The sequence below is a fragment of the Arthrobacter sp. Soil762 genome, from assembly GCF_001428335.1.
Taxonomy (GTDB): Bacteria; Actinomycetota; Actinomycetes; order Actinomycetales; family Micrococcaceae; genus Arthrobacter.
The window spans coordinates 106,819-128,526 of the sequence record NZ_LMSG01000020.1 but is presented as its reverse complement, the minus strand read 5'-3'; the positions used below and the strand labels follow the sequence as shown (position 1 = coordinate 128,526).

The 21,708-nt window shown below is 64.7% G+C and carries 24 protein-coding genes and 1 pseudogene; 14 read left to right on the top strand and 11 right to left on the bottom strand.

The genetic code is table 11. The features are described from left to right. Positions 1-223 precede the first annotated feature (223 nt). The 3 genes from ASG77_RS16765 (at position 224) to nagA (ending at position 3,204) form a co-directional block, all read left to right on the top strand. Positions 224-1,171: an ROK family protein gene (locus tag ASG77_RS16765; protein WP_056347598.1), complete on the top strand. Its 948-nt coding sequence runs from the start codon at positions 224-226 to the stop codon at positions 1,169-1,171. A gap of 72 nt (positions 1,172-1,243) precedes the next feature. After that, entirely contained in the window at positions 1,244-1,927 is a 684-nt protein-coding gene (locus ASG77_RS16760; protein WP_056347597.1) for an N-acetylmannosamine-6-phosphate 2-epimerase, read from the top strand. After that, positions 1,924-3,204: an N-acetylglucosamine-6-phosphate deacetylase gene (gene nagA / locus ASG77_RS16755; protein ID WP_082576117.1), complete on the top strand. Its 1,281-nt coding sequence runs from the start codon at positions 1,924-1,926 to the stop codon at positions 3,202-3,204. The genes ASG77_RS16760 and nagA overlap by 4 nt, the downstream gene beginning before the upstream one ends. Before the next feature lie 62 nt (positions 3,205-3,266). Here the strand turns inward: nagA and ASG77_RS22675 are convergent. From ASG77_RS22675 to ASG77_RS16745, 4 genes and pseudogenes are all read right to left on the bottom strand, one after another. Further along, positions 3,267-3,341: pseudogene (locus tag ASG77_RS22675) on the bottom strand (hypothetical protein); the annotation flags it as partial. 23 nt (positions 3,342-3,364) lie between these two features. Next, the gene (locus tag ASG77_RS22670; protein ID WP_235564615.1) at positions 3,365-3,583 is read right to left on the bottom strand and encodes a hypothetical protein; all 219 of its coding nucleotides are present in this window, start codon (positions 3,581-3,583) and stop codon (positions 3,365-3,367) included. 7 nt (positions 3,584-3,590) lie between these two features. Continuing rightward, the gene (locus ASG77_RS16750) at positions 3,591-4,778 is read right to left on the bottom strand and encodes an FAD-dependent oxidoreductase (RefSeq protein WP_056347595.1); all 1,188 of its coding nucleotides are present in this window, start codon (positions 4,776-4,778) and stop codon (positions 3,591-3,593) included. After that, a complete protein-coding gene (locus tag ASG77_RS16745; RefSeq protein ID WP_056347592.1) occupies positions 4,775-5,158 on the bottom strand; it encodes a RidA family protein in 384 nt (127 codons plus the stop codon). Before ASG77_RS16745 ends, ASG77_RS16750 begins: the two co-directional genes overlap by 4 nt. A gap of 489 nt (positions 5,159-5,647) precedes the next feature. Here ASG77_RS16745 and ASG77_RS16740 point away from each other — a divergent pair, with 489 nt between their 5' ends. Together ASG77_RS16740 and ASG77_RS16735 are read left to right on the top strand one after the other, a co-directional pair. Next, on the top strand, positions 5,648-6,463 hold the full coding sequence (locus ASG77_RS16740; protein WP_056347590.1) for a hypothetical protein: 816 nt from the start codon (positions 5,648-5,650) through the stop codon (positions 6,461-6,463). Between the two features lie 355 nt (positions 6,464-6,818). Continuing rightward, positions 6,819-7,331: a MepB family protein gene (locus ASG77_RS16735; protein WP_056347588.1), complete on the top strand. Its 513-nt coding sequence runs from the start codon at positions 6,819-6,821 to the stop codon at positions 7,329-7,331. 81 nt (positions 7,332-7,412) lie between these two features. Here ASG77_RS16735 and ASG77_RS16730 read toward each other — a convergent pair whose 3' ends face one another. After that, positions 7,413-8,234 (bottom strand): MBL fold metallo-hydrolase, encoded by an 822-nt coding sequence (locus ASG77_RS16730; RefSeq protein WP_056347587.1) that lies wholly within the window; start codon positions 8,232-8,234, stop codon positions 7,413-7,415. A 74-nt stretch (positions 8,235-8,308) separates the two neighbouring features. Here ASG77_RS16730 and ASG77_RS22935 point away from each other — a divergent pair, with 74 nt between their 5' ends. From ASG77_RS22935 to ASG77_RS16720, 3 genes are all read left to right on the top strand, one after another. Continuing rightward, the gene (locus tag ASG77_RS22935) at positions 8,309-8,560 is read left to right on the top strand and encodes a winged helix-turn-helix transcriptional regulator (protein ID WP_327019628.1); all 252 of its coding nucleotides are present in this window, start codon (positions 8,309-8,311) and stop codon (positions 8,558-8,560) included. Positions 8,561-9,162: 602 nt separating this feature from the next. Next, positions 9,163-9,627: a hypothetical protein gene (locus ASG77_RS16725; protein ID WP_156380362.1), complete on the top strand. Its 465-nt coding sequence runs from the start codon at positions 9,163-9,165 to the stop codon at positions 9,625-9,627. A gap of 824 nt (positions 9,628-10,451) precedes the next feature. Next, complete coding sequence (locus tag ASG77_RS16720) at positions 10,452-11,012, top strand: dihydrofolate reductase family protein (RefSeq protein ID WP_056347583.1); 561 nt, start codon at positions 10,452-10,454, stop codon at positions 11,010-11,012. Between the two features lie 562 nt (positions 11,013-11,574). On the opposite strand, the gene ASG77_RS16710 is transcribed toward ASG77_RS16720, so the two are convergent. From ASG77_RS16710 to ASG77_RS16700, 3 genes are all read right to left on the bottom strand, one after another. Then, on the bottom strand, positions 11,575-12,342 hold the full coding sequence (locus ASG77_RS16710) for a glucosamine-6-phosphate deaminase (protein WP_056347580.1): 768 nt from the start codon (positions 12,340-12,342) through the stop codon (positions 11,575-11,577). Between the two features lie 71 nt (positions 12,343-12,413). Then, a complete protein-coding gene (locus tag ASG77_RS16705; protein ID WP_056347958.1) occupies positions 12,414-13,139 on the bottom strand; it encodes a FadR/GntR family transcriptional regulator in 726 nt (241 codons plus the stop codon). A 157-nt stretch (positions 13,140-13,296) separates the two neighbouring features. Then, positions 13,297-14,100 (bottom strand): alpha/beta hydrolase, encoded by an 804-nt coding sequence (locus tag ASG77_RS16700; protein ID WP_056347956.1) that lies wholly within the window; start codon positions 14,098-14,100, stop codon positions 13,297-13,299. 211 nt (positions 14,101-14,311) lie between these two features. Between ASG77_RS16700 and ASG77_RS16695 the strand changes: the two genes are divergently transcribed. The 6 genes from ASG77_RS16695 (at position 14,312) to ASG77_RS16670 (ending at position 17,885) form a co-directional block, all read left to right on the top strand. Next, positions 14,312-14,800, top strand: a complete 489-nt coding sequence (locus ASG77_RS16695) for a hypothetical protein (protein ID WP_156380361.1) — start codon at positions 14,312-14,314, stop codon at positions 14,798-14,800. Positions 14,801-14,959: 159 nt separating this feature from the next. Then, positions 14,960-15,691 carry a GAF and ANTAR domain-containing protein gene (locus tag ASG77_RS16690; protein WP_056347577.1) on the top strand — a complete coding sequence of 244 codons (732 nt, stop codon included), beginning with the start codon at positions 14,960-14,962 and terminating at the stop codon, positions 15,689-15,691. Continuing rightward, positions 15,688-15,960: a hypothetical protein gene (locus ASG77_RS16685; RefSeq protein ID WP_056347575.1), complete on the top strand. Its 273-nt coding sequence runs from the start codon at positions 15,688-15,690 to the stop codon at positions 15,958-15,960. The genes ASG77_RS16690 and ASG77_RS16685 overlap by 4 nt, the downstream gene beginning before the upstream one ends. Continuing rightward, positions 15,944-16,726, top strand: a complete 783-nt coding sequence (locus tag ASG77_RS16680) for a GAF and ANTAR domain-containing protein (protein WP_082576115.1) — start codon at positions 15,944-15,946, stop codon at positions 16,724-16,726. Before ASG77_RS16685 ends, ASG77_RS16680 begins: the two co-directional genes overlap by 17 nt. Positions 16,727-16,867: 141 nt before the next feature. Continuing rightward, positions 16,868-17,611 carry a GAF and ANTAR domain-containing protein gene (locus ASG77_RS16675; RefSeq protein WP_056347572.1) on the top strand — a complete coding sequence of 248 codons (744 nt, stop codon included), beginning with the start codon at positions 16,868-16,870 and terminating at the stop codon, positions 17,609-17,611. Then, on the top strand, positions 17,598-17,885 hold the full coding sequence (locus ASG77_RS16670) for a hypothetical protein (protein ID WP_056347570.1): 288 nt from the start codon (positions 17,598-17,600) through the stop codon (positions 17,883-17,885). The genes ASG77_RS16675 and ASG77_RS16670 overlap by 14 nt, the downstream gene beginning before the upstream one ends. 93 nt (positions 17,886-17,978) lie before the next feature. Here the strand turns inward: ASG77_RS16670 and ASG77_RS16665 are convergent, their stop codons facing one another. The 3 genes from ASG77_RS16665 to ASG77_RS16655 form a co-directional block, all read right to left on the bottom strand. Next, positions 17,979-18,818: an IclR family transcriptional regulator gene (locus ASG77_RS16665; protein ID WP_056347568.1), complete on the bottom strand. Its 840-nt coding sequence runs from the start codon at positions 18,816-18,818 to the stop codon at positions 17,979-17,981. Positions 18,819-18,953: 135 nt separating this feature from the next. Continuing rightward, on the bottom strand, positions 18,954-20,210 hold the full coding sequence (locus ASG77_RS16660; protein ID WP_056347566.1) for an aminopeptidase P family protein: 1,257 nt from the start codon (positions 20,208-20,210) through the stop codon (positions 18,954-18,956). Positions 20,211-20,267: 57 nt separating this feature from the next. Next, on the bottom strand, positions 20,268-21,626 hold the full coding sequence (locus tag ASG77_RS16655) for an MFS transporter (protein ID WP_056347564.1): 1,359 nt from the start codon (positions 21,624-21,626) through the stop codon (positions 20,268-20,270). Between the last annotated feature and the right edge of the window lie 82 nt (positions 21,627-21,708).

The following is a 21,708-nucleotide window of genomic DNA, read 5'->3' as shown; positions in this document are numbered from 1 at the left end:
CGATGCTCTGGTCGGCGATGCGCGCCTACCCGGAAAGCAGCCACCGCACCTTGGGTGACCATCTCGCCGGAGCGCCGGGGGATTCGTTTTGCGTAGGCCCGCATCGCCGACCAGAGTCGTCTGGACGTCGCTCAGCGACGGGAAGTCGGCGACGGGAGGTGTCTAAGGGCCGGCAAAATGGAGCCGCCGGCGCGACCCAGCCACAACGATGAGAAGGAAAGTAATGCAGTACGCGATCGGTGTTGACCTTGGGGGTACTAAGACTGCTGCCGGGGTTGTTTCCGGGGACGGGGAGGTCTTGTTTTCGGAGACCATTCCTACGCTGAACCGCGATGGCGGCGACGCGATCCTGGACGCTACTGCGGCGCTGGTTTCTTCCCTCATGTCGCGGGCTCAAGCAGCGGGCCTGGACGTGGTGGGGGTCGGGGTTGGCTCGGCCGGGGTCATTGACGCCGCTCACGGTGTTGTGGTGTCTGCTACCGATGCCATCCTCGGGTGGGCCGGGACCGGGCTGACCGCAGGGTTGGCCGCCCGGCTCGGCCTGGCGCCGGAGGCCGTCCAGGCAGTGAACGATGTCCACGCACACGCCCTGGGTGAGTCGTGGACGGGTTCCGCCGCAGGAACCTCAAGCTCGCTCCTGGTGGCCTTCGGCACCGGCGTCGGCGGCAGTTTTGTCCTGGCCGGGCACCCGGTCCTGGGACACCGCTACGCGGGCGGACACGTGGGCCACTTCGCCTCCCCATACGCATTCCACGAGGGCAAGGCTGTGCCCTGCGTTTGCGGCGGCGCCGGGCACGTTGAGGCCATCGCCTCCGGGCCCGCCATCCGCGAGGCGTACGTGCGTCTGGGCGGAAACCAGCCGGTGGTGGACGCCCGCGGCGTCTTTGCCCTTGCCAGCGCCAGCGATGCCGTAGCCATCAAGGCTGTGGGCATGGCCGCCGCCGCGGCCGGCCAGGCCGTGGGCGGACTCGCCAACATCCTGGACCCCGAAGTGGTGGTGGTTTCCGGCGGGCTCTCCGACGCCGGCGCGCCCTGGTGGCGTCCCATGGAACGCGCCCTGCGCGCCGAACTCCTGCCGGCACTGCTCGGCCTCCCCGTCCTGCCCGCTAAACTCGGCAACGCAGCAGCAATGGTGGGCGCCGCGCGCCTGGTGCTCACCACTTCGTCCTGACACCGTCGTCCCAAACACCACGCCCACCCTGATCTTCAGCCCGCTCCGCCAATTTTCCAGAGGAAACCGACAGTGATCCTGACCCCCGAAGCCCTCGAAGCCCTGCGCGGCCAACTCATCGTCTCCTGCCAGGCGTATCCGGGCGAGCCCCTGCGGGACCCGCGCACCACGGCGCAGATTGCCGCTTCGGCGGTGATCGGCGGCGCCGCTGCTGTCCGGGTCCAGGGCCTGGCCGATGTGCAGTTCACGCGGGCAGCCGTGGAGGTTCCGGTGATCGGGCTCTGGAAGGACGGGCACGACGGCGTCTTCATCACTCCCACACTCCGCCACGCTTTAGCGGTGGCCAACGCGGGCGCCCACGTGGTGGCGATCGACGGCACGCGCCGGGAACGTCCTGACGGCCTGACCCTGGCCCAGACAGTGGCGGGCATCCACCAGGATTCCCACGCGCTGGTCATGGCGGACTGCGGCTCGTTCGACGACGCTGCCGCCGCCGCCGATGCGGGAGCCGACCTGATCGGCACCACGCTGTCCGGCTACTCCGGCGAGCGCCCCAAGACGCACGGCCCCGACCTGGAACTGCTGGAGCAGATCGCCGCCGCCGGCTTCGGTGTGCCGCTCATCGCCGAAGGCCGCCTCCACTCCCCCGCCCAGGCCCGGCAGTGCCTCGACGCCGGCGCGTTCGCCGTCGTCGTTGGTACCGCGATCACGCACCCGGCCACCATCACCGGCTGGTTCGCCGAGGCCCTGAAGTGACTCCGCCGCCGGAACGAGCACAGCCGGAACAAACACAGCCCACCGGCGCTGAGCCCGGGAACTACCTGCTGGCCGGCACGGTCCTCACCGACGGCTCGATCCATGACGACGCAGTGGTGGCCGTCGCAGACGGCCGTATCGCGTATGTGGGGCCCCGCGCCGGTCTTGATGAGGCGTCGCTGCCCGGCCTTGAAGAACTCGAACTGCCGCCGGGCAGCATGATTCTGCCCGGCCTCGTTGACCTGCACTGCCACGGCGCTGTCGGCGGCGACTTCCCCAGCGGCGACAGCGAGGCTGCCAGGACCGCCGTCGACTTCCTGCACCGCAGCGGCACCACCACGCTGCTGGCAAGCACGGTGACCGCGTCCCGTGAGGACCTGCTGCGCGGCCTGGAAACCCTGCGGCTGCTCGCCGATGAAGGGCTCATCGCGGGCATCCACTCCGAGGGACCGTTCCTGTCCCACGCGCGCTGCGGCGCCCAGGATCCACGGTACCTGCGCGGGCCGGACCTCCCCCTGCTGGCCGAGCTGCTGGCTGCGGCCGGCGGCCACCTGCGGACCATGACCTACGCGCCGGAGCTGCCCGGCGCCGACGCCGTGGTGCGGATGCTCGCCGAGCATGGCGTCACGCCGTCGCTGGGCCACACTGACGCGGACGCCCGGACGACGGCGGCCTCCCTCACCGGGGCGGCGGAGCTGCTGGCGGCATCCGGCCTGGGGACCGTATCGCGCCCCACGGTCACACACCTCTTCAACGGCATGCCGCCGCTGCACCACCGCAGCCCCGGACCGGTCGCCGCGTGCCTCCGGCTGGCCGAGGCCGGCACGATTACCGTCGAACTCATCGCCGACGGCGCGCACCTGGACCCCGAAACGGTCCGGATGGTCTTCGAGCTGGTGGGGGCCGAAAACGTGGTCCTGGTGACGGACTCCATGGCCGCCACCGGACTGCCCGACGGCGACTACGAGCTTGGCCCCGCAGCCGTCTCCGTCAGCGGAGCGGTGGCCCGGCTCAGCAACGGCACGCTGGCCGGCGGGACGGCCACAATGCTGGACGTTGTTCGGCGGACCATTGACGCCGGTGTTGAGCCGGCCGCCGCTGTTTTGTCAGCCACCGCGGTTCCGGCGGCCATCATCGGCCAGGCGCAGGAAATCGGAAGCCTCCGCGCGGGGCTGCGGGCCGACGTCGTAGTGGTGGACCGCAACTTCCGCCGCGGCCTAGTCCTGCGCGAGGGGCGCACCCTGGACCGCCCCGCCGTCGGAGTCTGGCCCAGATAGCCCCACAGGACAATCTGCACCAGGAGCGGCGTGCCGCGGAACAACCAGACGTAGAGCCACGACAGGGTCGACAGCACCGGGTTGGTTGAGAGCCGCATCGCCGCGATGAGGATCGCAAGCAGCGTCGAAACCACCATGGAAAGTACGGTCAGCACGAGTGTCAGCCATACACCGGCCAGATGTGGGTGTCGAACAGATAGCGCCCGATGGCCGGGTACTCGATGTTCTTGTTGGTCAGCAGGGACTGCATAAACAGGCCGACGACGCAGAGCAGTACCACTGCGCTGATCCACCGCCACGGCCGGCGCAAGGGGATCGCCGTCACGTCTGCCGCCACGGCGACTCTGGGTGCGGTCCCGGTAGAAATCGGGGAGGTCATGGCGGCTCTACTTTCCCTGGTTGACGGCGGCCGAGTCCACCGCGTAAGACGTCAACGAGTACCGGTCCAGAATCTTTTTGTACGTTCCGTCGTTAATCAGGGCCTGAAAAGCTGCCCGCAATGCCTCGGTGAATTCCGGATCCGTGTTGAGGTTGCCCATGCCGCTGAACACCGGCAAGTAGCCGGCCGGGAACTCGGCGTCGCGGACCAGCTCGAACGCCTTGCCGTCGCCGGCGGTTTTGACCACGTACTCGGCCACGGGCGCATCCACCACGTAGGCCTGGCTCTTGCCCGCGCGGAGGGCCGTCTGGGCATCCAGATCCGTGGGCAATTCCAGGACCTGGACTCCGTCTTGGCCCTTTTCCTTGCACTGGGTTTCGAGTCCCCGCAGGAGTTCTCCCTGGACCGTTGCCTTTTGCACCGAGACGGTCTTGCCGCACACGTCCAGGCGGGCCTTAACACCGTCCGGGTTGCCGCTCTTGACCAGGATGATGAAGCCGCCGTGCGTGTAGTCAACGAAGTTGAGGGTCTTCTGCCGTTCCGGTGTGTCATTCATGGCACTGAGGATGACGTCGAACTTCTTCGACAGCAGGGACGGGATGATGGTGGAAAACGCCTGCTGGTTGAAGGACACGGGGATGCCGAGTTTCTGCCCCAGGGCCTGGGACAGGTCATAGTCAAAGCCGGTCGGCTTGCTGTCCGTGTCATACATCGTGTAGGGCGGGTAGGGGATGTTGCCCGCCGCCTTGATCTCGCCTTTGCCCCGGATGCTCTGCGGCAGGTACATGGACATCGTGGCGATCGGCACGGTGCAGACCGTCCCGCCCGTTGCCCCATCCGGCAACTGGTCCGTGAGGGCAGGTCGGTTGCCGGCAACAGTCGTCGGCCACGTGAGTGGCGCGGTTCCCGCACGGTGAACAACGACGCCTGCACGCATTTGCACGCCTGCGTCCGGCGTCGTGGCAGCGATTTCGGCGAGGACATCGAATGTGGTGGCCGCCCAGGGTTCGATCCAGGACGCTGGTTCTGCATGGTAGGGGGCCCAGATCGCGGCCGCTACCGAGGAAACCGTCTGTTCGGGGCGGTCCGCAGCCACGACCGTGACGTTGTGGCCCGCCCGGGCTGCCACTAGTGCGGTGGTGAGGCCAATGACGCCGGCGCCCACCACAACCACTGCAGGAAGTGGGGTGTTCATCCGTCGCTTTTCAGGGCCGTGGCCTCGATTTCGAACCTGAAGGGTCCGACGAGGCCAGCCACGATCGTGGTGCGGGCAGGTTTATCTCCCGGAAACCAGAGGCTGTATTCGGCGTTGAATTCGGCAAGCTGGCTGGCGCCGGTCAGAACACAAAATGTCCGGACCACGTCCGCCAGGGAGCAATTTCCTGCCCGGAGGACTGCCTGGAGGTTGCGGCAGGCCTGCCGCACTTCCTTGGTGAATGACTCCGGCACCGTGCCTTCGACGGGGTCAAGACCAACCTGCCCTGATGTCAGGACGAACTGGTCAGTAGCGACGGCCTGGGACAGCACGGGCAGCCCCGGGGCGTCGGGCGTGTGAACAACACTTGATTGCAGCAATGGGATTCCTATGTTCGGACCGGCACCGGCAAGGACAGGACGTATCGGCGTCGACAAGGACGCGGAACGGCGGGGAGTGGACGTGGTGTGAATGGGGACACATCCACGACTGCGTATGATCTTGCCAAGTTGCAGGCGGCGGGCCAATGACATGCGCGCCAATTGATCCCGGCAAAAAATGTATGAAAAACCAACCGAGTGATGGGCTGCCGGGATGCGTCCCGCACTGGCGCGCACGCTGCAGGGGGCGGACAAGTGGAGCGTCGTCGTTGTCGCGGTTCTGGCCCCTGTGGCGCTGGACCGCCGGGCCTGGCGCAAGGCACACCGCCCGGCCACCGCCGTCGGGCGTTCCTCCTTCAGGAGGCGTCCCAGATGAACGACGGCGGGCAACAGTGGCCCTGCGAACGGCGCTTATAGTCCCGGTCAGGACCTGGCCACCCCAAGCCAGGAGGAAAATTGCCGTTGCCACATCGCGCTAGACTTTCGATTATGACCGGTGCCCCTGCCCGTCTTCTGGCCAGGCTCGTCGCCCTGACGATGCTCCTCACGGCGTGTGCGCCCGCGATCGGCTTTGACGAGACCACCACTGATCGACCGATAGCGACGTCCTCGGCCCGGCCAGCCGCTGGCGACGTCGCCCCCGCCCCTCACCGGAATCCGGCCCCCACCCCGACGCCGGTTCCCACGCCAACGGCGGTGCCCCAGGCGTTTGCCCTCACCCTCTACCAGGAGGGGGACTTCGTGCCGCAGTACACCTTTGACTGGTGTGTTGCGGCGAGCATCCAGATCGCGCACAACCTCATCGATGACACGGGGGGCGGCACGTGGGCCGATCGCGCTCAGCAGGGCGACCTGTGGGAGAGGGCCCGGGCACGTTCGTCCAACTCGTTCAACGGTGCAAATCCGCTCGGTTGGGCAGAGGTGCTGACCGACGTGGGGATGGGGCCATACGCCGTTGTCAGCATCGCCGACTACGAGGACGCACTGCAAACGGCGGCGCGTGCCATCACCGAAACGGGCCGGCCGGTCGGGCTGGTCATGTGGAGCGGTCGCCACGCGTGGGTGATGAGCGGGTTTGAGTCTCTCGGCGATCCCGGCCAGTTCCCGGAGTTCTCGGTCACCGGCGTCCGCGTCCTGGATCCGCTCTACCCGCACGGCAGCGGGCAGTGGGGTCCATCGCCTGCGCCCAACAGCCTGCTCAGCCCCGAGCAGCTGGCGACGCAGTTCGTAGTCCGAGAGCCGCGACGCTGGAGCAGCGATCTGCCGGCGGGCTACCTGCTGGTGCTGCCGCAGGCCGAGGCCTGACCAGGCCTTTTGTGCCCTGAACTTACTTCAACCTGCATTGAGGCCTAGCAAGGAAGGGGCAGCGCGCCTGGCTTCTGTCACTGCCGTTGGCGGTGTCCTTGGGCGGGGCCGCACGTTTCAGCTCAGCAACGTTCAACGTGCCGCAAAGACCATCATGGCGTTCCGTAGAACGTGTCCCGCCTTGAGCCTTCAAATCGACCCCTTAGTAGGGGTCGTCCGTGAACCAGAGGATTTGTTGTCCAGGACCCCCTTTCCAGAAGACGTGCACGTGAGGATATCGTCGGGGTAGTGAGGGCTGAGTTCTTCGCGCACAGCCCCGTCGCTCCTGTCGGGGATTCGTTTCGATGGGAGTGCTATGTCTGGTGTTCAGGTCCATCCGGATGTCGCCATGGTGATGAGGGTTCTCGGCGACCTCGGCCTCGTCTGTTCCCCCGCCAAAGTCGAGGCCGACAACGCTGAGTACGGTGCCGCGATCTCAGAGATCCGTCGGTCTCCGGTTCGCTTCAGGGTCGGAAAGCTGACCCCGACGAAGGTGGGCTTGTTCGTGACAGTGTGGCGGCGCTCTCTCGATGGGTCGACCGAACCTCTGCCTGCGGAGGAGTACAACGACGTGCTGGTGATCTGCGTGCGGGAGGATTCCAGAGTCGGAGCATTCGCGTTTCCGAAGGCGGCGCTCGTCGAGCATGGCGTCGTGTCCGTGGGTGGCGCCGGAGGCAAGCGAGGGTTCCGCGTCTATCCGCCGTGGTCAGCTACGACGAATCCGCAGTCGAAAAAATCCCAGCAGTGGCAGTGTAATTACTTTTTCGAGATGGCTGACGGGTGCGCCATTGATGCGCAGCGAGCCAGCCGACTCTTCGTTGCGCCCTAAACGGATTCTTCGACATTCGGTCAGGCCAGGTCAGGTGGCGGGCCGTCGTCGGGACACCCCGCAGCGCCCGGGATGCGACGGCTATTCGGGCGTCTCGTTCTGTTCTCTTTGGGCGAGCCGCTGGAGCTGCCATCTATGCACGTCGGGCAGCCATTCCAACGTGGCCGATGGACCGACCCGCGGGTCGTCGGGAACACCGCCGTCTCGCAGGGCCTGCACGTACGCGCGATCCTGTTTGATACGTGCTCGTAGCTGCTCAGCTCCGCCGACTGAGCCGTGACCGGGGATGACGGCATGAACGTCGTCGGCCACGCTGTCAAACAGCCGCAGCGCGGCGAGGTAGTCCCCGAGTGGATCCGCAGCCTCCAGGTCGAGGAACGGCATGAGGATGTCTGAAAGCATGTCGCCGGCGACGAGGACGCCGCGCTCCTCGATCAACAGCGCCGCATGGCCTGTTGCATGGGCCTGATGCTCGATGATCCGGACTGTGGGGCCAATCCAAGGAATCTGCGCAGCGCCGGCGGGCAGGCCCGTGATGAGACCGAACAGATCCATCGGGACCTCCTCGGCGAACTCCGGTGGTAGGACCTCGGCTATGCGGGTCTTCCAATCCGCGTTCGACAACAGGGCTCGGATAGAAGCCGCACAGCGGGCTGTACCGTAACGGGGCGCGTCGCCGAAGTTCGCGTGCCACAGCACGTGGTCCCAATCGGGATGCGTCGAAAAGCCTGCCACGACGGGCTGGCCCAACTCGCGGAGGTCATTCGCGAGGACCACCATTTCGTCGCCCGTTATGCCGGGGTCGATGAGCAACACACCGTCCCCGCCCTGCACGACAACGGAATTGCTCTGGATGAACTCGCTCTCATGAACCAGAACGCCCTCAACGACCTCCCTCAGCATGGAATGCCTTCCGCGTGTGGTTTGCAACCCCTTGTCGAGACGGTATTAGCTGGCGGTAGTAGATTGCAAGCACTTTGGGCGAAGCAGCCCGGCCTCGGTCGGGGTGCCCGATCAACGCGGCGGTAGAGGCCTTCGGCGATCGCTGGACCCTGATCGTGCTCCGCGACATCGTCTTCGGAGGCAAGCACTCGTTCCGGGAACTGCACGCAGGCTCACTCGAGTGCATCGCCTCGAATGTCCTTGCGGACCGACTCAAGAAACTCGTCGTTTGGGGTTGCTCACCTGGGAAGACACGCGGCCCCGCCAGCGGACACGGGACAGCATGACCGGACCCGCGATCCAACTCTCGTACCCGTGTTCGCGCAGCTTGGCAGCTGGGACTTCGCCGCGGGCCCACCAGCCGCGAGCTCCGCGTTCGCGCCGAGTTGCTCGAACAAGGCGGACCCGTTCTCTGGCAGGATTTCATGGACGAACTTCGCCACCCGCACCTCAGCTCCGATACCTCACCGCCATCACCGAGCGTTCGCGAACGTAATGGGGAACCCTTTACGGGAGGCTGGCGTGTGCGACAAGGGCGCCGCTAGATTTGCCCCAAAGCCAAGCACCCCCTGAGCTCCAGGCTTCAGCTAAAAGCCACTTGCACTGGCTTGAACCTGAAAGGCCCGCCGCATCTGGGTCCGAAGGGGTGCTCCCCAGCCCATCGACAATGTCCCATCCGCCGAGCCCACCGCAGCGCCCGGACGGTGGCCGGCATTTCGCGAGCATTTATCAGATGCGGCACGCACCCCATCTCGCGAGCACTTTAGATGAGTCTTGTCGCGACGTGTTGGGCCGGAGTATAAGTGAAAGCCTGAGCAGTAGTCCAGCTGGGGCGCATTGTCGAATAGCGCCCCAGGGCAGGATCGGATCACAAACTAGGAGGATTACCATGGCTCGCCGCATGCTTGTCGTACTTCTGGCCGCAGCCCTGATGTGGGTCGGAGCACCGGCCTTCGCCGCCGGACCCATAACGGAGACCACCAACGAGAAGGGTCTCGTCGAGACCTTCGTTGACTTGGTGCCCAGCTGCGAAGGGGGCGGGCCGCTTTACACGATCACTACCACCAGCAACTTCGTGCTCCACGAAACGACCTTCGCTGACGGCCGGGTTCACGCCACGTTCACCCAGACAGGGACCTTCGTCGCCGTGCCCCTCACGGCGGGCCTTCCGAGCTACACAGGCAAGTTCACGGTCTGGGGCGGCTTCAACGACAACGGCAAGGTCGTCGAAGGCACATTCACCTTCAACGTGCGCGGGACAGGATCTGACGGGTCGACATTCAAGAACCATGTCAACGAACACTTCAACGTCCGACCGAACGGCACGGTCAACGAATTCTTCAACTGCCACTGAGAGCCCGACGCGACCGATGCCCCGGCGGCCCCACATCGGACCGGGCGGGTGGAGCATCGCGACTGGCGCCCAAGATCGACTCGCTCCCGCATCACGCTGTCCGGAGGGTGACGCACATCCACGGGCGGGCGGGGTCGAGGTAGACCTTCTGTCGGGAGGGGTGCGCTCGTCATATTTTTGGAAACAGGCCGAATTAAGGGGCACTGTACTGTGCTTGGAAGGGGCTGCCCCGTCTTGTTGTACTCCTGGTCGCCGGGACCAACTTGAGAGACTTCTTGATCAGTTTGATAGGCGTGCCGATGCGAAGTAGAGGCGGTGGTTCGGCCCCCGTTAGCAGTCCAGCGGCTATGCGATGGCTGACTGGTTTTCCTACGTCCACGTCTATCCCAGGAGCGGATCGGCGTCATGCCGCCCAGCGATCCGCAGGCCGTTCAAGATTGTAGATAGCTTTCCATTCCTCGGCCAAGTATTTGGCTTCGGCCACGGTTGTGACTGTTGACCGGGAATGGCGGGTTAAATCACAGTTTGAATGGCGGTTTGCCGTCCCGTTGAAGGAACCCTCACCGGACAGCTCAGTTGAAACGAGGACCGAAGGCTATGGCATCCAGATCATTGGCAGACACGATGGCGCCATGAGGGACAGGATGCTGCTGATCATGTGCGGGACGAAGAGTTCCATGACGCCCTCAACTACTACATGAAGCACTGCCAATGAACGTCATCATCGTTATCTTCGGCGTACTCGTAGCCTCGGCCGCACCGATGAGTTTCCCGCGCCGCGCCGGTCTATGCTATGGAGACCGACTGACCGAAGGCATGGCGCGATGCGGAAACTGATCTACGGCATGAACCTGACACTGGATGGCTACGTCGCCGCGCCCGGCGACGACTTCGGGTGGAGCGAGCCGAGCGACGAGCTGTTTCAGTGGTGGCTCGATCAGGAGCGGGCGATCGGCCTGTTGCTGTATGGGCGCAAGCTGTGGGAGGCCATGAGTTCCCACTGGCCGACCGGCGACCAGCAGCCCAATGCCACCCCGGCGCAGATCGAGTTCGCGCGGAACTGGCGGGACACGCCGAAGGTGGTGTTCTCCTCGACGATCGACAAGGTCGACTGGAACACCCGCCTGGTCACCGGCGACGCGGTCGCGGAGATCACCCGACTCAAGGCTGAGGACGGCGAGCCGATGAGGGTTGGTGGTGCAACGCTCGCCGGGGCAGCCATGCGGGCCGGGCTGATCGACGAGTACACGATCGTGACCCATCCGGTCTTGGTGGGCGGCGGCACGCGGTTCTTCACCGCGCTGGATAGCTGGGTGAACCTGAACCTGGTGGAGACGCGGACGTTTCCCGGCGGGGTGGTCCTGACCAGGTACGAGACGCGCTGAGCGCGATTCCTCGGCGCGGTCGGGGAAGTACATCCACCACCAGCGGCCCCACGTCGGTGGCCAGCAGATAGTCCGGAATGCGCTTGCGCACCGCCCCGGCGACCTCAACCTTCTACAGAAACCGTTGCGCCACAATATGGCGCACAGACACATCTTGAAGTCCGCGAACAGCAAACGCGCCAACTCCAGCCGGGACTCGTAGATCACCAGATCCCGCACCATAGCGTGGCGCCGATGATGATCCCTTGAACGACACCGGATTGTGCGACCCACGCGAGGAAACCTGCCTGTCCGCACACTAGCTCCGCCGCCGCGAGCAGCACCACAGTGATCCCTTTCGATGACGTGGCTGCCACGCTGAAGCACCAGCAGGCAGCTCTGCCCGTAAGGCGGTCCTTCACCGGCGCAAGCGCCACCCAAAATTTTCAGATCACGATCGCCGCGTTCCGGGGTCGGTCGATTCCTGTAGGACCCAGCCGCAAAAAATGCCCGGTGAAGCGGGCCGTATACGGCACACTCCTGAGACATAAGATCCGCAGTAAGAATGGCAGACAGCCAGCGCTTAGACGCTGGCGGCCGCCCCGGACACGCGCACGGCGACCTGCCCGCTCCCCTGCACCAGCTGCGACGCTGCGGCTTCGTCAGCCACCACCGTCACGTGCGGGTGCAGCTGCAGGATGGACCCCGGGCAGTCGGCAGTGACGGGCCCGTTGAGGGCGGCGGCCAAGATGCCGGCCTTGTCCGCGCCGTTGACCACCAGCAGGAGGTGGCGGGCTTCGAGGATTGTGCCCAGACCCTGCGTGATGCAGCGGAACGGCACGTCCTCCGGGGTGCTGAAGTAGCGGGCGTTCGCCTCGCGGGTGCGTTCCGTGAGGACTTCCACGCGGGTCCGGGAGTCCAGCGCAGAGCCGGGCTCGTTGAAGGCCAGGTGACCGTTGTGGCCGATGCCGAGGATCTGCACGTCGATGCCGCCAACGCCGGCAATGGCCGCGTCGTAATCAGCGGCGGCAGCCTCGGGGTCTGCGGCGCTTCCATCCGGCACCGCTACGTTGACGGGATCCAGGTGCAGCCGTTCAGTCACTTCGCGCCGGACAACTTCGGCGTAGCTTTCGGGGTGCCTGGCGGGCAGGCCCACGTACTCGTCGAGGGCGAAGGCCCGGACGGAGGACATGTCGAGCTGGTGGTTGGCGAGCGCCGCGTAGATGGGCAGCGGCGATCCGCCCGTGGCCACGCCCAGGACGGCGTCGGGCTTGCTGCGGATGACGGCAGCCAGGATCCCGGCGGCGACGGAACCGGTGGCTGAGGCGGTAGGCACAACGAAAATTTCCACAACAAGGGCACTCTCTACGAAAAGGGCAGGGTTAAGTCCGCCCGGGGCGCGGGCGGCGGAGGGAAAACAGGCTAGGCGGCCGCGACTTCCTTGAGTTTCAGGCGGATGCCGTCAAAGTGGCGCTGCAGGCGTTCCGACGCAAGGGCCTTGTCCTTGTTGGCCACGGCCTCAAAGATGTCCCAGTGGTCCTGCGTCTGCTGCTCGAGGTTGACCGGGCCGGTACCGATGGCCAGGTGGATCTTGCGGTAAACCTGCCAGAACACATCCATGAGGTTGATGAGCAGCTCGTTGTTCAGGGGGGCGTACAGGCGGCGGTGGAATTCGGCGTCGTGCTCATGCAGCGGCTCCCCCTTCTTGGCCGCGTCCTCCATGGCTTCCATGGTGGCCCGCAGGTCAGCCACGTGCTCGTCGGTCAGCAGGTCAATGGCCAGTCCGATCAGCCCGGACTCGAGGGCCTGGCGCACATCGATGAGCTCCATGGCTTCCTCGCCCTTGTGCCGGAGGGACAGCCGGCCGCGGAACGTCAGGCCGGACACCAGGGCGCTGAAGTTGTTGGGTGCAACGAACATGCCAAAGCCATGCCGGATCTCGATGACGCCCAGTGCCTGGAGTACTTTCAGGGACTCGCGGACGGTGTTGCGGCCCACGCCGAGCTCGGCGGAGAGCTCACTTTCGGTGGGCAGCGCGTCACCGACGTCCAAGCCGCGGTCCAGAATGAGGTCCATGATCCCCGTCTGCAGGGCATGCGAACGGAGCTGCGCACTGAAACGGGCGGGCGATACTTCTTGCGATGCGATGGCCACGGGGGTCTCCTCCTTGCCGCGCTTAGGGGTCGCGACTTGTCCTACTTCTCAAGGGTACAGGAGATGGGACGTCCAATGTCTAGATATTGGGAACGTATTTTTTGAGCAGTTCCAACCCTGCCGGACCGAATCTAACCCAGAAGCGCCGAATCTAACCCAAAAGGGACCGAACAAGCTCGCGGCACGCCCGGTAACCAGGCGTTTTGGGATCGATCAGGGCGTAATGGTCCCCCGGAACCCTGATCAGCCGGGTTTCCATGTGCGCGGTGGTTCCGGCGTTCACATAGGACTCGGACTGACCCAAGGGAACGGTGGTGTCCTCCGATCCATGGACAGCGATGACCGGCACGGCCAGCGGAAGGGCAGCCATCGGGTCCGCATATCTGTAGCGGTGCGGATATTTCGACGACGACCCGCCCAGCAGGTTGCTCACCGCACCGTTGCTGAGGTTCAGCTTCTCGGCCTCGGCCAAGTTGAGCAAGCCGGACTGGCTGACCACTCCGGTGAGGTGCACCGCGGAGGCATCTGAGGTGCGGGGCACCTGGCGGTCAGCATCCGGCATTCCCAGCTGGGCAAGCTTGCCCCGGCCGGCAGCCCAGGCGGCCAGATGCCCGCCGGCTGAATGGCCCAGCGCCACCACCGGACCCAGGTTCAGGGCATGCTTCGCCGCGAGGTCACCCAGCTTGTCGATACCGGCCAGCACGTCAATGAAGGTGTTTGGCCAGCCGCCGCCGTTTCCGGCCCGGCGGTATTCAAGGTTCCAGGCGGCCATGCCGTGGGCGGCCAGGTCCTTGGCGATGGGCTCCCCCAGCTCGGCGCCGTACTGCGAGCGCCAGTAGCCGCCATGGATCACCACTACCAGGCCGCGGTGCTCGCCGCCGGCTGGCAGCTCCGGCAGGAAAAGCTCGCCCCATTGGCTGGCGTCCTCGCCGTACTGGTACTTGTGCCGCTTCACTGCATCCCCCTTGGCGCCGCCACCGGCGGTACCGTCCCGCTCGGCGCCGGGCGAACACGCGGCGCCGAGAATTCCAACGGCCGCCGCGGCAGCCGCACCAACCAGCGTGCGAAAGACAAACGTCCGACGCCGCAGATCAGCCATGTGCCGAGCCTACAGCGTGGTGCCTCCCGGCAAAGTCACCGAGCAGGAAACCGGTAGGTTTGTGCCCGTGAATTCCATCAACGCGCACTGGACGGCGTCGTCAGGAACGCTGGTCCTGGAAGCGAAAGGCACAGCCGACAGCTCGCCGTTTGACGTGCTGGTGGATGGGAAGCTCGCCCACCGGGTCACCGCAGCCGGCAGGGTGAGTTTCGAGCTTGCCTTGGGACCCCTCAAGCCCGGGACGTCGGTCCAGCTATGGCTCCCCCCCGTTTGGGACGGTCAGGATCCGGGAAGCATCACTGAATGGCGCGGGCGTCCACCCGGTGACGGAGTCCGGCAAACGCTGGCTGACGTACGGCAGTTCGCTGACGCATTGCCAGCAGGCGGACGGCCGGTCGGAAACCTGGCCTGCCCTGGCGGCGAACCGGTACGGCTGGCAGCTCGCCTCACTACCGGGACGCAACAGCCGCCGTCGTGCGTGTCCTGCGGGAAACGCGGCGACCACGCGATCCACTGCCTGGACGGCGCCGCCGTCTTCACTGCCGTGGCGAACTAATACTTCGCCGGGACCACCGGGGAAGGGCGTAGTGTCAGTAGTAGGAGATTTCGGGGGTGGCATATAGGTCCGGGGTTGAATATACGGGCCGCGCGCGAAGAGAGCGCACAGCCGCCAGCCGGGTCATCTGACCCCGGCGATGCTTGGAATTGAGGCCGCATGGCCGAGAATGATGCCCTGCCGACGGCGGAGCAATTACAGGACCTGCTTCTTGAAAGTCCGGGTTTCACCGAATTCCTCCTGGGACTGACCGCGATTTCCGCGTCCTTATTGGGTGGGGACACGCCGCTGCTCTGTGCCATCACGGTGGAACGGGAGACCGGGCCAGCGACGGTAGCCAGCAGCACGGAGACGGCCCGGAGCCTGGACGAACGCCAGTACGCATTCGACGACGGCCCCTGCCTTACGGCGCTGCGGGAGCAGCGCACAGTCCTTATCCGTAATCTTCAGGCGGACGAGAGTTGGGCCTGGTATGCCGGGGCGGTGGCAGACGAAGGCATCCGGACAATCCTGGCCGTCCCCATCCCCACCGACAACGGATCCCGCTCCGCCCTGAACTGCTATTCAACCGAACTCAATACTTTTGGCCCCGACACGGTGACCGCCATTGAAGAGCACGCTGCATCGCTTTCCCGGATCCTGCGCCTGGCAATCCGAGTGCACCCCTCGGACCCCTACCCGGAGCATTTGAGGTCGGCGCTGCGGTCCCGGGCCGTTGTGGACTCGGCCGTTGCCCTGATCATGGTGCAGAACCGCTGCAGCCATGAAGCCGCCGTCAAGCTCCTGCACCTTGCCTCCCGCAGCAGCAACCGCCGGCTACATGACATCGCCGAGGACATCCTGCACTACGCCTCGGATATCCCCGTCATTACCGGAGGCGGGGAGAAATGATGGACGACGGCGGATTGGGCACCCCCCAGCCTGCCTTCGAGGCGGACCAGCGCAAGTTTGCAGCCGCCCAGTTCCGGAGCGGGAACATCAGCCTCCCCGGGCTATGGACCTACTATTGCGGGATCGGCGGAAACGTCGATCAGCTCGGGGTGGAAGCCTATCTGCACGAGCTGGTGGAATTGGCCCCGCTGCAGATGGATCTCATCCAGACCGCAATCAAGGAGATCACGGCGGACGGACCGGGAAGCGCACATGTCCCAGGACTTTGATATCCGAGAACCCGAATCCGGCAACGTTGGACGCGCCGGCGCCGGGCTGCACGAGTTTGTGCTCCACCTGCAGGACCTCGTCCTGGCAAGCTCCGACGTCCGTGAATTCCTGACGGACACGGCCGCGATTCTTGCCACGCAGCTGTCACAGCCCGGGAACCACTTGTCCTGCGGGATCACGGTAGTCCGGCAGAAACGGCCGGTCGCTGTTGCCAGCAGCGATGCCCTCGCCCGGAACCAGGACGAACTGCAAAACAGCTTCGGCCGCGGACCGTGCCTGACAGCCCTTCGGACAGAATCGATGGTCCATGTTCCGGATCTGGACGCCGATGTCCGTTGGCCGAAATACAACCACGCTGCCCGCCAGATGGGCATCGGCTCCATCCTGGCACTACCAATGCATCTGCATGCGCCGGCTCACGCGGTGATTAACCTATATTCCCCCAACACGGATGGCTTCCCGCATCACGGGATTGATGCGGCTGTTGGGCTGGCAGGCATCGCCGCCAAGGCGCTGGACCTTGCCCTGAACATCGCACAGTTGCGCGACGCGCGTGACGACCTCGCCGCCGCCCTGAAGTCCCGCACTGTCATTGACACGGCCATTGGTGCCATCATGGCGCAGAACCGGTGCAACCGCGATGCGGCATTCGAGATATTGGTCAAGGCGTCCAGTTACCGCAATATCAAGCTAAAGGAGGTGGCCGCCGGCATCATTTCCGGAATTGGCGGCGAACGGGAATTCCCCACCACCTACGATGAATAGCCAAACAGCCTGAATCCGTGCAGGTCCGGGTGCGCAGCGCACCACGCACGCTAGGCTTTACCTGAAGCGCTGAACGGTTCACAAACAGGCTCATCCGGCCCGCCGGAGGCCGGTCACGCAGAATGGCCGGAGGCAAAAACCATGATCAAGAAGTATCCCCTGGATGAACTATCCACTGCCCTGGGCAGGATCATGGGGCTGCTCCTCACGGAAGAAAAAGTGGACCACGCCGTCCAGCATCTCTCCCGCGCCGTCAGGGATTCCATCCCGGGGACTGTTGGGGCAGGTGTCTCAATCCTTGATCCCCATGCCCGCCCTGTTAGTTCCGGTTTTACCGGCAGTGTGGTGGAACGCGCCGACGCCCTTCAGTATGAGCTGGTCCAGGGGCCCTGCCTGACAGCCTGGGCCACCCAGGAGAGCATCCTCATCCATGACGTTGCAACTGAAGCCCGCTGGCCAAACTGGAGCGCCGCCGTCGTTGACTTCCCAATCCGCTCAGTGATCAGCACCCCGCTGATCGCCGACGGGCAGGCCATAGGTGCGATGAAGATTTACGCCGCCACCCCCGGCGCTTTTGAGGATGCCACCGCTGCCCTCATGGAGCTTTTTGCCTCCCCCGCGGCAACCCTTCTGTCCCATATCCAGACTGCCGAAACTCCGGAACGCATCAGCGCGGGCCTTCAATCGGCACTCTTCAGCAGGGACCTTATTAACCGGGCCTGCGGAATCCTCATGGAGCGCCACACCATCGCCGAGGACGCTGCCCTGCAGCAGTTGATGCGGCAGGCCCGCGCGACGTGCAGCACGCTTAAGGAAGTCAGCGCCATTGTCTTGGCAGGCGTGGCCTCCCACCCGCGTAGAGGCAGTAGTGATGGGCTTCGATAGCAGCGAACCGGAGCAACGCCGCAGGCTCCAGGCAGCATTGACAGCAGCACAAGTCAGCACGGGTGACCTGTGGCTCTACTACTTCGGCATCGGCGGATCTGTGGGCGAGTATGAAGTGGAGGCCTACCTGCAGGGACTTCTTTCCCTGCCCGAACTGCAGCGGGACCTCCTGGCCATGGCGGCAAATGAACTGTTCAATGACCACGCCGGCCCCCGCGCGCCCTATGCGGACGAGCTGGGGTCTGAAGATCCACCGCGGTCCGAAGAGCCCTAGCGGGCCAGACGCTCTCTCACTTAATGCCCCTTCGAGCCCAACGCTCTCTCACTTTCTTGAGGCGAGTGAGAGAGCGTTGGTGATTTTCCTGCGTTAAGTGAGAGAGCGTTTGATGGTGCCGGGTGCGTTGCCGCCCAGACGTGCGGTGACTTTGTCCGCCGCTGCCCTGCAGGATTCTCCGAGGCTCTGCAGTCGCTCCTTGGAGACGCGGAAACGAGGGGCCGGGATGAGGACTGCTGCCACAAGGTCGCCGCGGTGATCGTAGACGGGCGCGGCGACGCCGACTTCATCCAAGGAGGACTCGCCGTAGTTGATGGCCCACCCGCGGCGGGAGTCGTCTTTAAGGCGGAGCAGATAGTCCTCAAGGGAGGCCTCGTCCAGCCCGGGGTAGGTAATGGCTCCGCTGCGCAGGAGGGCACGCACCCTCTCCTCCGGTTGGATTCCAAGGAACACCTGAACCGAGGAACTCAACGCGTCGCTGTACCGGGCCCCCAGCGGCGCAGTGTGCTTGATCTGGTGGCGGCTGGCAATCTGCTCCACGCAGATCGACTCGTTGCCCTCCCACATCATCAGGGCACTGGTTTCACCGGTCAGTTCCGTGAGTTCGCGCAGGACCGGATAGGCGACCCGCCGCTCCTCCAGTTCGGCCAGCAACGGACCTGCGACGGCGATCAGGCCCAGTCCGAGGCGGAAACGGCGCGTGTCCGCATCGCGTTCCACGAGGTTTTCCTGTTCAAAGGTTGCCAGGATCCTTGACACGGTGCTCTTGTGCAGGCCCACCCGGTTGGCGATCTCCGTCACGCCAAGTAACGGCTCGTCGGCCGTGAATGATCGAAGGACGGCGATGGCGTTGACGATGACTGAGGCGCCCTTGGTGTCGCCCTTGCCGTTGGTGTCGCTGCCGTTGGTGTCAATGGAATTTGGTGTGGTCATGATGCTCACTATCATTGCGCATAGTCAGCGGAAAGCGGCGCCGTGTCAGACACGGCGCCGCTCCCCGGGGCGGTGGTTGAGCCTGTCAGGGTTTCGGCAGGCTCAACCACCGGGGTCAGGCTCAACCCACCGGGGTTAAGCTCCGATGATGTTGTACTCCGGGCCGAACGGGAACTTGGTGATGTTCTCGGCGCCGTCTTCGCCCACCACCAGGATGTCGTGTTCACGGTAGCCGCCGGCGCCCGGCTGGCCGTCCAGGACGGTGATCATGGGCTCCATGGACACCACCATGCCCGGTTCCAGCACGGTGTCGATGTCCTCGCGGAGCTCCAGCCCGGCTTCGCGGCCGTAGTAGTGGCTGAGGACACCGAAGGAGTGTCCGTAGCCGAACGTCCGGTTGGCGAGGAGCCCGTGGCCCACGTAGATCTCGTTGAGCTCCGCGGCGATGTCCTTGCACACGGCGCCGGGCTTGATCAGCTCAAGTCCGCGCTTGTGGACCTCCACGTTGATGTTCCACAGTTCCAGGGAGCGGGCATCGGGCTCACCATAGAACAGGGTGCGCTCCAGGGCCGTGTAGTAGCCGGAGGTCATGGGGAAACAGTTCAGGGACAGGATGTCGTGTTCCTGGATCTTGCGGGTGGTGGCCCAGTTGTGGGCACCGTCCGTGTTGATGCCGGACTGGAACCAGACCCAGGTGTCCCGGATTTCGGAGTCCGGGAACGTGCGGGCGATCTCGTGGACCATGGCCTCGGTACCGATCAGGGCGACCTCGTACTCCGTGATGCCGGCCGTGATGGCGTTGCGGATGGCCTCGCCGCCGAGGTCGCCGATCCTGGCACCGTGCTTGATGACCTCGATTTCCTCGGCGGACTTGATCATGCGCTGGCGCATCGCTGCCTGCGCCACGTCCACGAGCGTCGCGCCGGGGAAGGCGGCCTGGATCTTGTTGCGGTTGTCCAGCGGCAGCGAGTCGTCCTCGACGCCGAGGCGGCGCGGGTTGATGCCTCGCGTCCGCAGGACTTCCTGGATAGCGAAGATGTAGTTGTCGCGGCGCCAGTCCGTGTAGACCAGGTTGTCGCCGTAGCTGCGACGCCAGGGCATGCCGGCGTCGATGTTGGCGGTGACGGTGACGGTGTCATCCTTGGTGACCACCATGCCGTAGGAGCGGCCGAACGTGGTGAACAGGAAGTCGGAGTAGTACTTGATGGAGTGGTAGCTGGTGAGGACAACGGCGTCCAGTTCCTTCTCGGCCATGATCCGGCGAAGACCGGCAATGCGCCGCTCGAATTCGGCATCGGAGAAGGTCAGGGAGACCTTCTGGCCGTTGTTGAGGACCTTCAGTCGCTCCAGTTCGGCGACGGAGGTGGCGTTTTCAGATGCGGTGGTGGTCATGGAGGTGATGCCTTTCTGTGGTGCATTTACGTGAGGGGAGGAAGTTGAAGGGGTTGGCTATTCGTGGCGTAGCGGCTCTTTGCACGTTTCCCTCGACAGTGAAACGGCGATCAGGGAGATGACAGCCGCAGCGACGAGGTACCAGGCGGGGGCCAGATCGCTTGCGGTGGCCGCGATCAGGAGCGTGGCCATGAACGGGGCGGTACCGCCGAACAGGGCGTTGGAGAGGTTGAAGCTGACCGCGAAGCCGCTGTAGCGGACCCGGGTGGGGAACATTTCGGCCAGGAAGCTGGGAAGTGTTCCGTCGTTGAGGGTGAGCATCGCTCCCAGCAGGATCTGCACGAGGACGATGACCAGGAAATTCCCGGTTCCCAGCAGTGCGAAGGCGGGCACGGTCAGCACAATGAAGGCGATGGATGCACTGATCAGCACCTTTTTGCGTCCGTAACGGTCCGAAAGCATGCCGGTCAGGAAGATAAAGCCGATGTACGTGACCAGCGCGATGGTGGTCGCAAGGAACGATTCGGTTTCGCCAAGGCCCAGTTCCGAGGACAGATAGGTGGGCATGTAGCTGAGGATCACGTAGAACCCGACGGCGTTGAGCAGGACGGCGCCGACGGCCTGCAGCAGCTGCCGCCAGTGGTTCCGGAACAGGCTGGACACGGGTGCCTTGATTGCCTCGTCCTCCGCTGCCAACTCGCGGAACACCGGGGTATCTTCGAGCTTGGTCCGGATGTAGCGGCCGATCAGTCCCATCGGGGCTGCGAGCAGGAACGGCAGCCGCCAACCCCAGCTTTGCATGGCATCGGAACTCAGGAGGACTGTCAACAGGCCTGCGATCAGGGAGCCGAGGAGCAGGCCGGCCGCGGTACTGGCGGGAACAACCGCGGCGTATAGGCCGCGCTTGTTGGCCGGAGCGTACTCGACCAGGAAGGCCGACGCCCCAGCGTATTCACCAGAGGCGGAGAAGCCCTGCGCTACCCGGATGACCAGAAGCAGGATGGGAGCCCAGATGCCGATCGTGGCATAGCCCGGAATGAGGGCTATACAGAAGGTTGCTCCGGACATGATCAAAATCGACAGCGAGAGAGCTGTCCGCCGGCCCACCTTGTCACCGATGTGGCCCCAGACGAACCCGCCGAGCGGGCGTACCAGAAATGAAATCGCAAACAGGGCGAAGGTCAGCAGAAGCCCGGTCTGGGGATCTGATTCGGGGAAAAAGACTGTGGCGATCGTGACGGCCAAGTAGCCGTAAACGGCGTAATCGAACCACTCAACGAAGTTGCCGATGAAGCTGGCCGCAATGACTCTGCGGCGCGTTTCTTTGCTGACCACATTGTCAGCCGGTTCAAAATTCTGGCCGCTCATTGTGCTGCGGCCGCTCGCAGGAGCGGGAGAGGAAGTTTCGTTACTCATGGATCCACCAAGTTGTTTGGGGTTGCAATCAGCGCAACGCTGTTGCACCAGAATAAGCGTGATCAGGAACACAGTCAATGGT

Coding starts and splice junctions, on each gene's coding strand:
- ASG77_RS16750 (WP_056347595.1), bottom strand. CDS start 4,778: ATGAACACCCCACTTCCTGCAGTGGTTGTGGTGGGCGCCGGCGTCATT.
- ASG77_RS16655 (WP_056347564.1), bottom strand. CDS start 21,626: ATGAGTAACGAAACTTCCTCTCCCGCTCCTGCGAGCGGCCGCAGCACA.
- ASG77_RS16690 (WP_056347577.1), top strand. CDS start 14,960: ATGGCCGAGAATGATGCCCTGCCGACGGCGGAGCAATTACAGGACCTG.
- ASG77_RS16680 (WP_082576115.1), top strand. CDS start 15,944: ATGTCCCAGGACTTTGATATCCGAGAACCCGAATCCGGCAACGTTGGA.
- ASG77_RS16730 (WP_056347587.1), bottom strand. CDS start 8,234: ATGCTGAGGGAGGTCGTTGAGGGCGTTCTGGTTCATGAGAGCGAGTTC.
- ASG77_RS16670 (WP_056347570.1), top strand. CDS start 17,598: ATGGGCTTCGATAGCAGCGAACCGGAGCAACGCCGCAGGCTCCAGGCA.
- ASG77_RS16675 (WP_056347572.1), top strand. CDS start 16,868: ATGATCAAGAAGTATCCCCTGGATGAACTATCCACTGCCCTGGGCAGG.
- ASG77_RS16720 (WP_056347583.1), top strand. CDS start 10,452: ATGCGGAAACTGATCTACGGCATGAACCTGACACTGGATGGCTACGTC.
- ASG77_RS22670 (WP_235564615.1), bottom strand. CDS start 3,583: ATGACCTCCCCGATTTCTACCGGGACCGCACCCAGAGTCGCCGTGGCG.
- ASG77_RS16660 (WP_056347566.1), bottom strand. CDS start 20,210: ATGACCACCACCGCATCTGAAAACGCCACCTCCGTCGCCGAACTGGAG.
- ASG77_RS16685 (WP_056347575.1), top strand. CDS start 15,688: ATGATGGACGACGGCGGATTGGGCACCCCCCAGCCTGCCTTCGAGGCG.
- ASG77_RS16725 (WP_156380362.1), top strand. CDS start 9,163: ATGGCTCGCCGCATGCTTGTCGTACTTCTGGCCGCAGCCCTGATGTGG.
- ASG77_RS16740 (WP_056347590.1), top strand. CDS start 5,648: ATGACCGGTGCCCCTGCCCGTCTTCTGGCCAGGCTCGTCGCCCTGACG.
- ASG77_RS16735 (WP_056347588.1), top strand. CDS start 6,819: ATGTCTGGTGTTCAGGTCCATCCGGATGTCGCCATGGTGATGAGGGTT.
- ASG77_RS16765 (WP_056347598.1), top strand. CDS start 224: ATGCAGTACGCGATCGGTGTTGACCTTGGGGGTACTAAGACTGCTGCC.
- ASG77_RS16665 (WP_056347568.1), bottom strand. CDS start 18,818: ATGACCACACCAAATTCCATTGACACCAACGGCAGCGACACCAACGGC.